We start from the raw sequence: 11,687 nt of genomic DNA, 5'->3' as shown, positions 1-11,687 counted from the left end.
TGCACGTCCGGTTCGGGGAGAGGGCAAGCGAAACCGGTAGTTGTGAAACTACCCAGGCGCGCTTGCCCTACTCTACCGTATTTGCCTTTGGCTGATGGACATTGGGCTTATTTAGCCAGTTGGATGGAGTGGCCCGCCACCGCGGTTGTTCTCTCAGCGCATTGTCGGTTAGGCCATCAACCTTCATTGCTCCTTACTAGTACTCCTGATTTTCCAGGGTAGCAGCAACAGCATAAGCTGGGTAATGCTCCACGGCAGTCGGCAGATAATGCTTGCCATTGTACTGATAGTCAATTAATTTTATTCTTCGGTAAGGGGGCTGGGCGCTGGTTTTACTACCTTGTTGAAAAATGTAGACTTCTACCAAATTTTCGCTACCCATGCTCGACTTCTACATCCATCCTGTCCGTTGGTTCTTGCGCTGTTTGCTGCTCACGTGCCTGTTGACGGCTCTCGCTACGGCCTCCCTGTTGGCGCAGACTATCCGCTACGTGAAACCCATCGCTTCGGGTTCGGGTAATGGCTCCTCCTGGACCAATGCCAGTGCCAATTTACAGGCTATGATCAATGCCAGTGTCTCGGGCGATCAGGTATGGGTGGCCGGAGGTACGTACAAACCCACCTCCACCACGACCCGCACCATTAGCTTCGCCATGAAAAACGGGGTGGCCATCTACGGCGGTTTTGCGGGTACCGAAGCCGCCCTGAATCAGCGACCCGCCATTAATGCCACTACTCCATCCAGCTCCACGCTGAGTGGCGAAATCGGTAGCCCTTCCAGTACCACTGACAACTCCTACCACGTCATCAGCAATTCAACCAGCCTCAGCCTGACCAACTCCGCCATCCTCGACGGATTCGTCGTTACCAGAGGCAACGCTACCGACGGTGGTGGGCTGAATAGTTTAGGGGGCGGGGTGTTGAATAACGGGCAAGGCAGTGTGTGCAGTCCACTAATTCGCTACTGCACTTTTGTAGCCAACCAGGCTGGCTATGGTGGGGCCATCTGCAACTATGGGAATGGAGGCAGCAGCAGCCCGGTGCTGACCAATTGCGTCTTTCAAAGCAACACAGCCATTAATGGCGGGGCGATGGTCAACGATGGTAACGATGGCAGCAGCAGCCCCCTACTGACCAACTGTACCTTTCAAGCCAACAGGGCCGTATATCAGGGCGAGGGGCTCCCGGCCATTACTCGGGGCGGGGGGATGTTCAACGATGGCCGTAGCGGCAGCAGCAGTCCAGTGCTGACCAACTGTTCATTCCAGGGTAACTCGGCCAGCCAGGGCGGGGTGATGTACAACTTAGGTAGTAGCGGCAGCAGCAGTCCGGTGCTAACCAACTGTGTGCTGTGGAACAACGGGGGCAACAGCACCTTCGGCAACAGCACCGCTACGGTGACAATCAGCTACAGTTTGTTTGAGGCTTCGGTAATTGGCTACGTCAGCGGGGGCGGCAATCTGACCACCAACACGAACCCCTTTGCCTCCACCACCAGCACCCAACTGGCACCCACCTCCCCCGCCATCAACGCCGGTGATCCGGCTACTACACCCACCACCGGAGCACCTGCTAACGTGGGCAACTTCGATCTGGGAGGTAACTCTCGCTTTGTGGGGGGACGTATCGACATAGGGGCCTATGAGGTCTGCACCTCCGCCACCCGGCTCTACGTGCGGGCATCCGCCACTGGCGCTAACACCGGCCTGAGCTGGACCGATGCCTTCACCAACCTGCAAAGTGCCCTCAACTACTACTGTTCGGGCAGCCTGAGGGAAATCTGGGTGGCCGCTGGCACCTATAAACCCACTTCCACCACCGATCGAACCATCAGCTTCGCCATGCGTAGCGAGGTGGCTATCTACGGCGGTTTTGTCGGCAGTGAAACCAACTACAATCAGCGACCCGCCATCAACGCCATCACTCCTTCCAGTACGACCCTCAGCGGAGATATCGGTGCCGTGGGCAACACCACCGACAATTCCTACCACGTTATCAGCAACCCACCCGGGCTGACCACCAGCGCCATCCTCGACGGCTTTGTCATCACGGCTGGTAACGCCAACGACGGCAATGTGCCGAACAATTACGGGTACGGGGGCGGCATGTTGAACTATGGAAGAGGCAGTGGTCAGGTTTGCTCTCCGCGAATTCGCCAATGTGTGTTTGTAGCTAACCAGGCTAGTTTTGGAGGGGCTATCAGTAATGACGGCAGTGTGTCTGGCAGCAGCAGTCCCCTATTGTCAAACTGTGTCTTCCTAAGTAACACGGCTACTTATGGTGGCGGGGTGATGTACAACTTAGGTTCTACAGTGGGCGGCAACACGCCATGGTTAAACACCTGTGCCTTTCAAGATAACATGGCCAATTATGGCGCAGCGATGGTCAACGATGGTCAGGGAGGCAGCAGCAGTCCACAGCTTAGCAACTGTTCCTTTCAAGGTAACAGGGCCACCAATGGCGGGGCGATATACAACCTTGGTAGTCCCTCGGGCAGCAGCAGTGCGGTACTGACCAATTGCGTGCTGTGGAACAATGGAGGAGTTAAGACTTTCTTCAACGATTCCAACGCTTCGGTGTCGGCCAGTTACAGCCTATTCGATACTTCGGTAACGGGCTACACCAGCGGGCCGGGTAGCCTAACTACTACTACGTCCCCCTTTGCTTCACCCACCAGCACCCAACTGGCACCCACCTCCCCCGCCATCAACACCGGCGACCCCAACTCGGCTGCCCTTCTAGGCGCCACCGACCTGGGTGGTAATCCCCGCTTCGCTCAGGGACGTATCGATATGGGCGCTTTCGAATGGGCTACTACGTGCCAGGGGTTGGTCACGTCTATCAAAGCGGGTAACTGGAATGATCAAACCGTGTGGGCCTGTAACGTAGTGCCGGTGAGTACCGACATCGTTCAGCTCAACCACGTAGTGACGTTGCCCGCTAGTTACACGGCTCAGATCAAAACGCTACGTAAGAGTACTACCGGGAAGGTGACGTATCAGAGTGGGGCTAAGCTGAGGTTGGGTTTCTGATAAAGGCTAATCACGACGGGTATGCCAACGGTTGGACGCAGCCGCCCAATTCGTCTGACAAATTTTCTTAAGGAATGCTTGTTGACACTAATTGCACAATCTCAAAAATCGCTCCCACTTGAGACGATCGAATAGCCGTCATGTGAGTACATCATAAACTGGACGTTTAACGGGATGGGAAACTAGTAGATTGACGGGTGGGAAAATGGCCGTAAGGTACATTATGCGCCCACTCAACTTATCCACTAATCGGACAATAGTAACTCGCCAAAATGTAAGCCGTCATCCCCAGGTCATAAAATCGATTTTTGGGCTTTGAGACATGGGATGAAGAGCGATTAATTACCACCCAATCTTAACCGACTATTGCTACTCATCACCAGGCGACCGCCTTGGGAATAAATCACCCGTTGCGCCAGCCCCTGATAATTAGTAGACAAACTCACTGCATGATTTAGCGTCACTACGTCGGTGCTGACCGGTATACGACCACACGACCACACACTCGCATCACTCCAGTTGCCCACCTTCACTGTGTACATACTCGCACAGCCACTACCCGGACTCACACTCAAGGGAAGAATCGTAGAGATCGACCCACCACCCGCATCCGTAGCAGTCACCGTCACGCTGTAAAACGAACTCGCCGTCGCTGAAACCGTACCGGTGATCGTGCGGGGTGCCACAAAGCTCAGTCCAGCCGGTAAACCTACTATTGACAAACTCAGGCTGTTAGGCGTTTCAGCATCGGTAAAGGTGTTAGCTGGAATCGTATAGCTAAAAGCATGGCCCACTGTAGCCGATTGGGGGGGGATGGGATTGTCCACTCGGGGGTTGCCATTGGCGCATAAGGCCAGCCAGTTGTAGCTAAAGGTAGCTTCACCCGGAGTACCCTGCTGACGAGCCTTGAAGACAATCACCGGGTTGTCGGTGAACACATTCAGTTGATACGGTTCATTGATTGTGATCGTCGTAGCTTCATTGACCACTGAAAGACTGATGGGCTGTCCATTGGTGGCTTCAAAGCTGACCATGAAGTTGATGCGCCGTTCAAGATAGCTGATATGATTACAATCCAGCATGGTCACACCAGTAATAGCAGAACTGCGCGGCTGCACCGTCAGTGCAAATGTTGTCGAAACTGACAGGCCATCGGGGTCAGTAGCTACCACTGTAACAGTAAATGGCGAACCTACCATTGTGGAAGCTGTACCGGTGATGGTGTTGGGCGAGACAAAGCTCAGTCCAGCGGGCAAGCCACTCACCGATAGTGTCAGATTGTTGGGCGTTTCGGCATCGGTGAACGTATTGGCTGGGATGGTATAACTAAACGCATCGGCCAACGTAGCGGACTGAGGGGAATGGCATGAGCCAGGGTAGGTGCACAGTTCTGATAACTCACACTGGCGCTGGCTGTTGCCGTGCAGCCGTTGGCCCCTGTCAACGTAACGGAGTAGAGACCAGCAGACGTAGCACTAATGACTGACGTAGCGGCTCCTGTGTTCCAGCGATACGTACCGCTACCAATGGCCGATAAACTCACCGAGGACGTAGTACAGGACAACGTAGCACTACTCGGATTGATGCTAACTGAAGGAGGAATTTTGTTCTCACTAACGACAGCAGTTGCCGTACTTGAACAGCCATTAGCGCCCGTCAACGTAACGGAATAGGTATTAGCCACACTCACCGAAATGGCGGCCGTAGTGGTACCCGTACTCCACCGATACGTCCCCGCGCCTACTGCCGACAGGCTGACAACTGGGTTAGTGCAGGTTAACGTAGCAGAACTGGGGGTGATACTTAGAGAGGGATGAGTTGTATCCTGTCCGATGGTCAGCGAGGTGACGCTGGTGCAGCCATTAGCCGACGTAACGGTAACCGAGTAAGTGCCGGAAACATTGACCAGCGCCGTACCACTGGAAGAACTGGACGTCACGATACCGGGGCCACTAAACTGGTAAGAAGTGCCACCTGTGGCGGTAAGAGTGGCCGTGAGCGTAGCACAGCTAAGGGCAGTACTGCTGGCCGTCAGGGTGGCGGTGACAGTAGGCGGCACGGTGATGGTAAAGCTAATGGGGTTACCTGTACAACTGACAGATCTGACAAAATTACCCAGGTTTACACCCAGCACAATCGAGAAGGAAGGCGCCATGTTCACCACGGCGTTCGTAGCCGTATTGATCACACTCACCGTTTCTGACTCAAAATTGGTCACATACACTTGACTGCCATCCGGATTTACGCTCACTCCAATAGGATTCCCCCCTACCGCAATGGTCGTCGCAACCGTATTGGTGGTGGCATCGATCACACTTACGTTATTGGAACCATTATTGGCCACATACACTCGACTACCATCGGGACTCACGCTCACCCCAACAGGACTATTCCCTACCGCAATGGTTGTCGCGACCGTATTGGTAGCCACATCGATCACACTCACGTTATTGGATAGAAAATTGGCCACATACACCCAATTGCCATTGGGATTCACACTCACGCCAAAGGGGAGCATCCCCACAGGAATAGTCGCCGTCACGGAGTTAGTGGCCGCATCAATCACACTCACGTTGCCAGAAGTGATATTGGCTACATAGACCCGACTACCATTGGGACTTACACTCACGCCAAAGGGACTATTTCCAACTGCAATGGTCGTCGTGAGCGTATTGGTGATCGCATCAATCACATTCACGCTATTGGAAGAGCCATTGACCACATACACCCGGCTACCATCGGGACTCACACTCACGCCACCAGGTTGCTGACCAACAGGAATGGAGGAAACAATTTCGTTTGTGACCGGATTATAAACCTTTACGACACCACTTGGGTCGGATGGGGATAACTGGCTCGCTAAATACAGTAAGTTAGTAGGCACCGCCCGAGGGGTAACGGTGATGAGGGCCGTTTGGGTGGGGCGTATTGTTGATGGCCGTGAACGAGCTCAAATTTCCGGTTCCACTGGCCGGTAAACCGATGGTCGGGTTGGAGTTGGTCCACTGGTAACTACTCGCTGTACCGCTAAACGTAACAGGAGTGGTTGCCGAACCGACACACACCGTCTGGTTATTGACCGGGTTGACGGTAGGGCCGGATTCCTGGCTAACCTGGATGCTAGCCACTCCTGTACAGCCATTGGTGCCCGTCAGCGTCACCGAATACGTATCAGCGATGCTCACCGAAATAGTCGACGTAGTAGCGCCGGTATTCCAATGATACGTATCACTCTCCCCCGCCGAGAGTATAACGACCGGGTTGGCGCAGGTCAACGTAGTGCCGGCTGGCGTTCCGGTGGAGGGGTTGATGCTGAGGGATAGAGGGTTATTATCCTGACTGATGGTCAGAGACGTATGTCCGCGGGGTTTACACAGTCACACGTTTTTCGAGCTCATTTTTATACACGATGGTGAAGGAACCCAATACATTAATGAAACGGCGATGAATTATAAAAGGGGGGATCTGTTTTTGGTTGCCCCGAACGACAATCATCTTTTCAAGATTAAAAAACCTACCCAATTTTTCTTCATCCGGTTCAACGACGTTTTTGTTCGATCCCCAAAAGAGAGACAGCGGTTGAAACAACTTGAAATGATCCTCTCCAATGCCAGACATGAACCTGGCTGCGTCATTGTCAATGAGGCAGACCGAAGTTATAGCATCAACCTGTTGGGAATGATTATTGCAGAGCATCAAGAGCAGGACCTTTATCATAATGAGCTGATCAATCAGCTCATTAATACGCTTTTGATACTAGTCGCCCGTAATATCAATCGTGGGTTTCCTGTTCTTGTCAACGAATCAAGTGAAAAAAAGATACTAGATATATTGAGCTATATTCAATCCAATATCTATTCCCCTGTAAAACTGCGCACAGTAGCGCTTAGTGATCATTTTGGAATTGCCGAGAACTACCTTGGCCCTTATTTCAAGCAACACACGAATGAAAGCCTTCAGCAGTATATTATGAAATACAAGCTCAGGCTGATCGAGAACCGATTGTTGCATACTGGTATGCGTGTGAAAGAGATTGCGGATGAGTTAGGGTTTACAGACAAAAGCCACCTGAATCGGATTTTTAAAAAATACCGTGGTATAAGTCCGACTGAATTTAAGCGGCAGTTTTTCAGAAATAGTTTTCGCTCAGAAAAGGAAAAGAATGGATAGTTAGATAAGCGTATTGGGCTCTTAATGGGCTTAATGGCTTGAGCTTTCAGCAGCTATCCTTTATCCCTCGCACACTGAGTCAGCAATGGTTTAAGATTCACTATCCATTGCCCTTTTCGAAAAAAGGCTAGTTATAAGCGTTACAAATACTCAGCAACGAACACAATGATGAGGTGAGTAACACAAAAGACGATCCTCATAGCATCAATGGTGTAAAAAATTCTCTAGTGAGCCCTAAAATTCCATTTAGAATTATCGCTGTTAAAATCAAATTCTGCCAAGGTCGGTGTGCTATCTCCGGACGATACCAGTGCTAACTTCTTTCCTGATTTTGGTACGATCTTAGGCATTATTCTGTAGGTGCCATCCGTCAATTGATCGATTCGCCATAATTGTTCGGGTGTGCCGGTAAATGCCGGTACGGTTATTACTTCTGCATCAGAAGTTGCCGCTAATGCCCGATCGGTTCCGGTAAGTACGATTTTATAATAGGGGCTCCCTAAATAGCCGGTCGTATCAGGAGCACCGGTAATCGTCCATTTTTGATGAGGACGGGACATGTAGTCGCCTATCCGCACATGAATAGGACCCGTTGGCCAGTTTTTCTCTACATCGCCTAATTGCTGAGCGGGAACGGGCTTGATTGGGTCATTGTTAGGCTGGCCAAATCCCCGTGGTGCAACCGCCATTCGTGTAAAATCAACGGCCAACTCTAATCCATAGCCTCTTCGTACGGATTCAATTTCATACGTCCCTTCTTTAAACTTTTCTCCGGCAACAGGCCATCCCACTTTCCAAACCACCGGAAGTATACCTAATACGCTGCGGCCACTCTGCTCTAAATCAGCTTCATAATGGAGGGACATTTTTTCAACGCCTTTCTCTAGAATGATGTGTCCAAAATGACCGGGGCCAATTAATCCTCCGCGGGTAGCAACCACCATTTTACCACCACCTTCCAACATGCTTCTGCCTACATTATCGAGATAAGGTCCTGTTATTTTTTTTGACCGCCCCACCACCACATTGTAGGTAGAGTTGGCACCATCGCAACAACTGCCATGCGTGGCAAGCAGGTAGTACCAACCGTCACGATAAACTAACGTGCTGGCTTCGCATACAATAGCTACATCCACGGGTTTATTTCCTGCCTTGAGACCTCCTGTTTTGGGGTCTAATTCGATCAGGCGAGTGAAGCCAAAATAGGTGCCGTAGGTTAGCCAAAGGCGTCCGGTAGTGGGATCTAACATCACACCGGGGTCAATGGCGTCGTTCGCTTCATAGCCATCCGACGTAGCCACCACAATCGGTTCAGAATACTTAAATTCAGGAGACTTTGGGTCTAATGTCTTGTTCCACATAGTAAGAATCGCTCCTTTGTGGTTGGGTGAACCACCGGTTGCTCCATATATGACCAGGTAACGATCACCAATTTTGATGACATCAGGTGCCGCTCCTCCACCTGGTCTCACCCCGCCACTATGCCATGTCCAGCCATCTTCGGAAATTAATCCGCCACCGCCTGTGCCGAATGTGTAATACTTGCCGTCACATTCAGCGACGGTTGAGGGATCATGGATAAATGGTTTTCCGATCTGTGCTAATACGGTCTGTGTTATCCATAAAACTAATAAAGTTGTCAGGCCGGTTACGTTCACTCGTTTCATGTACTAATATGTTTTATTTAGCGTAAACAGACTACTACCTACTATTCGAAACTAAGACTGAGATTTTTTACGGGCGATCCGGTTGCATCTAAAAAACGAACACAAAAATTAGCCATACCCGGTCCGTTTATGACGGCCCCGCGGATGATGTTCTTTCCTTTTTTAAGCGTTAAACGGGCAGATGTACCATTATCGGCAATCATGTCCCTGTCACCGGAAAGCATCAAGGCTTCCTGACCATTCAACCACCACATGCTGCCGGAATTACATCCGGCAGCCATCCTGACATTTTTGATTTCTTCAGGGCAATTGATGACCGTGACAAGCCAGACAAGTATTCCGTATTTTGGCTTGTTAATGGCGTAGGTAAAATGATATAAATTAACGTTGAATGCCTTGCTGTCCAAAGCATACCACTTCAGTTCCTGATTTCCCACGTTTACTGTTTCGCCATTTTTGGGAACTGTGGTGTAATCGCTGGAAAAATTATCGGCCGAAAGCGTTGTTCGGAGGTAGTTATCCGTGAAAATATTATTCCTGACAATATCTTTCTTGACGGGCTCCAGCACCAGCCAGCGTTGAATAAATCCCTTTTCATCCGGTGCTTTTTTTGCAGCAGAGGCCGTTGTGAAGTGTTTGGATAAGGTATGTGTCGTATCGCCTTTAATAGGTATGGGAGGGAGGGAGATTCTTTGTCCCGGACCTGGGCCCTGTGCAAAAGCGGTAAGGCCACTTAGCTGTAATCCAGATAAAACGATAAACGATATCAACGGCAATACGTATTTGTATTTACTGTACATAGCCTATTGCTTTGGGAATGAGTACTGTTTCCAACTAAAGATAGTTTATAGCAACCTACTAAACGAAGCGGTGGTTCTTCCGGCATTCATACATGTTGACGAGTGAAAAAATAGTGATTAATGACTAGCCCGGTCAACAGGTCATGTACCACGACTGATTTAGAAAAACAATCGGAGCGCCGACCCAGGACGGACCGTGATTTAACGGGGCAGTAGCAGTCGGTGCGCTGCCCTGGACTAACCATCCGTGCCATACTTTTTTGTGGATGCACCCAAGAATCAACCAAACAGCTAAAACAGAAAAAAGCAAATGACGCAGTCAGTAATTGTGGTTTAAAGAAAACCTTAAAGTTGTCATCTAAATTCAGGGTCATACAATCAATATCCCATGTGAAGCCTTGACTAGAGCATAACATTCTTTATACAGTATCTACTAATTCGTTAGCTCTAAAATCACCACTGCAGTGGGGGGCAACGTAACGGTAAGGTTATCACCATTTAGCTTGGCACCAGTGAAAGGGACTGGTTTTACTTTCGTAGTGTTTTCAAACGTATTATGATCTTGTACCTTGGCGGAGGTAAGTATACGTCCCTTTACCGCGGACGCGTTGGCCCCCCTTATGTTCACGGTAACTTCCTGTGCCTTACTAGCGTCAATGTTGACCAGCGAAATGTGCGTTTTGCCTCCTTTGTCACGTGACGCGGACACGGATATAGCTGGTAGTTTATTGCCCCCTACAGCGTAATCCTCTGTTTTTACATCGACTGGAAGTAACGTAGCATCCTGATGCACATTATACATTTCCAGCACGTGATACGTTGGGGTTAACAGCATCTTTTCCCCTTTCGTTAAAATGACTGACTGCAACACATTAATAGCCTGTGCCAAATTCGCCATACGAACCCGATCAGCGTGATTGTGGAAGATATTGAGCGTAGCACCGGCCAGGATGGCATCGCGCATGGTGTTTTGCTGATAAAGAAAACCAGGGTTAGTTCCAGGTTCAACGTTGTACCATGCTCCCCACTCGTCTACGACTAAAGCTACTTTTTTCTGTGGATCATACTTATCCATGATAGCCGCATGTTTCTGGATCAGTTCGTCCATACGTAACGCCTGCTTCATCGTTCGGGCATACTCTTCCTCCGTGAAGTTGGTCGATGAACCTTTTTTCCCCTCATCCCAGCTAAAGACCGAATAATGGTGTAAGGCTAGCCCTTCTACCATTTTGCCAGGGATATTTTTCATGAGGGTTTCAGTCCAGTTGTAATCATCGGAACTGGCCCCTGATGCGATTCGGAAAATACTTTCTTTACCCACCTGTGGCGCCATGAACGTAGCATACTGACGGTAGATGTTCGCGTAGTAATCAGCCGTCATGTTACCTCCGCAGCCCCAGGCTTCGTTGCCAACGCCCCAGTAGCGTACGTTCCAGGGAGTTGGCCGCCCGTTTTGCTGCCGAAGGTTTGACATGGGGCTATTGCTGGGAAAATTAACGTATTGCACCCAGTCGCTCAAGTCCTGTACCGTACCACTTCCTACGTTCCCGGCCAGATACGGTTCGGTGTTTAACAATTCGCACATATTCAGAAAGTCGTGCGTGCCGAAGCTATTATCCTCGGTAACACCACCCCACCAGGTGTTCACAATTTTTGGCCGTTTAGCTTTGGGGCCGATACCATCTTTCCAGTGATACGTATCCGCGAAGCATCCTCCTGGCCAGCGCAGATTCGGAATCTTCATCTTTTTCAAGGCTTCCACTACGTCCAATCGAATACCACTCTTATTCGGAATTTTGGTATTGCCCTCGCCGACGTAGAACCCATCGTAAATACACCGGCCCAGGTGTTCTGCGAAATGGCCGTATATGTGCCGACTGATAGTAGTTTTTCCTTGATCAGCATTAATTGTAACCCGGTTTTGAGCTACAGCGCTCAAAGTGAACGTAGCGAGAAGAATTGAGGTCAGTTGTCTCTTCATAATTAGCTTGCCTGGACTACTGGAGGGGTTGTTTTCA

At 50.2% G+C, this 11,687-nt stretch carries 9 protein-coding genes; 2 read left to right on the top strand and 7 right to left on the bottom strand.

Features of this window, described 5'->3' with window-relative positions; translation table 11 throughout:
- Positions 1–196: 196 nt before the first annotated feature.
- Positions 197–382: a hypothetical protein gene (locus IC229_RS28700; RefSeq protein WP_190891388.1), complete on the bottom strand. Its 186-nt coding sequence runs from the start codon at positions 380–382 to the stop codon at positions 197–199.
- On the opposite strand from IC229_RS28700, the gene IC229_RS28695 reads away from it, so the two are divergent.
- Complete coding sequence (locus tag IC229_RS28695) at positions 381–3,032, top strand: choice-of-anchor Q domain-containing protein (protein WP_190891386.1); 2,652 nt, start codon at positions 381–383, stop codon at positions 3,030–3,032. The two genes, IC229_RS28700 and IC229_RS28695, sit on opposite strands and share 2 nt — an antisense overlap.
- A 338-nt stretch (positions 3,033–3,370) precedes the next feature.
- Here the strand turns inward: IC229_RS28695 and IC229_RS28690 are convergent, their stop codons facing one another.
- From IC229_RS28690 to IC229_RS28680, 3 genes are read right to left on the bottom strand one after another with little or no spacing between them, the layout of a single operon-like run.
- Positions 3,371–4,375, bottom strand: a complete 1,005-nt coding sequence (locus IC229_RS28690; RefSeq protein WP_190891384.1) for a putative Ig domain-containing protein — start codon at positions 4,373–4,375, stop codon at positions 3,371–3,373.
- Complete coding sequence (locus IC229_RS28685) at positions 4,306–5,916, bottom strand: beta-propeller fold lactonase family protein (protein ID WP_190891382.1); 1,611 nt, start codon at positions 5,914–5,916, stop codon at positions 4,306–4,308. Before IC229_RS28685 ends, IC229_RS28690 begins: the two co-directional genes overlap by 70 nt.
- Positions 5,906–6,307, bottom strand: coding sequence for a hypothetical protein (locus IC229_RS28680; protein ID WP_190891380.1), 402 nt, complete (start codon positions 6,305–6,307; stop codon positions 5,906–5,908). The genes IC229_RS28685 and IC229_RS28680 overlap by 11 nt, the downstream gene beginning before the upstream one ends.
- A 67-nt stretch (positions 6,308–6,374) precedes the next feature.
- Here IC229_RS28680 and IC229_RS28675 point away from each other — a divergent pair, with 67 nt between their 5' ends.
- Positions 6,375–7,202 carry a helix-turn-helix domain-containing protein gene (locus tag IC229_RS28675; RefSeq protein WP_190891378.1) on the top strand — a complete coding sequence of 276 codons (828 nt, stop codon included), beginning with the start codon at positions 6,375–6,377 and terminating at the stop codon, positions 7,200–7,202.
- Positions 7,203–7,426: 224 nt separating this feature from the next.
- Here IC229_RS28675 and IC229_RS28670 read toward each other — a convergent pair whose 3' ends face one another.
- From IC229_RS28670 to IC229_RS28660, 3 genes are all read right to left on the bottom strand, one after another.
- Complete coding sequence (locus IC229_RS28670; RefSeq protein ID WP_190891376.1) at positions 7,427–8,869, bottom strand: family 43 glycosylhydrolase; 1,443 nt, start codon at positions 8,867–8,869, stop codon at positions 7,427–7,429.
- A gap of 41 nt (positions 8,870–8,910) precedes the next feature.
- Positions 8,911–9,669 carry an acetylxylan esterase gene (locus tag IC229_RS28665; protein WP_190891374.1) on the bottom strand — a complete coding sequence of 253 codons (759 nt, stop codon included), beginning with the start codon at positions 9,667–9,669 and terminating at the stop codon, positions 8,911–8,913.
- Positions 9,670–10,102: 433 nt separating this feature from the next.
- Complete coding sequence (locus IC229_RS28660) at positions 10,103–11,650, bottom strand: alpha-N-arabinofuranosidase (RefSeq protein ID WP_190891373.1); 1,548 nt, start codon at positions 11,648–11,650, stop codon at positions 10,103–10,105.
- Positions 11,651–11,687 lie beyond the last annotated feature (37 nt).

The sequence above is a fragment of the Spirosoma profusum genome, from assembly GCF_014699005.1.
GTDB classification, from domain to species: domain Bacteria; phylum Bacteroidota; class Bacteroidia; order Cytophagales; family Spirosomataceae; genus Spirosoma; species Spirosoma profusum.
This window is presented reverse-complemented; position numbering and strand designations above follow the sequence as displayed.

Coding starts and splice junctions, on each gene's coding strand:
- IC229_RS28670 (WP_190891376.1), bottom strand. CDS start 8,869: ATGAAACGAGTGAACGTAACCGGCCTGACAACTTTATTAGTTTTATGG.
- IC229_RS28660 (WP_190891373.1), bottom strand. CDS start 11,650: ATGAAGAGACAACTGACCTCAATTCTTCTCGCTACGTTCACTTTGAGC.
- IC229_RS28675 (WP_190891378.1), top strand. CDS start 6,375: ATGGTCAGAGACGTATGTCCGCGGGGTTTACACAGTCACACGTTTTTC.
- IC229_RS28700 (WP_190891388.1), bottom strand. CDS start 382: ATGGGTAGCGAAAATTTGGTAGAAGTCTACATTTTTCAACAAGGTAGT.
- IC229_RS28695 (WP_190891386.1), top strand. CDS start 381: ATGCTCGACTTCTACATCCATCCTGTCCGTTGGTTCTTGCGCTGTTTG.
- IC229_RS28665 (WP_190891374.1), bottom strand. CDS start 9,669: ATGTACAGTAAATACAAATACGTATTGCCGTTGATATCGTTTATCGTT.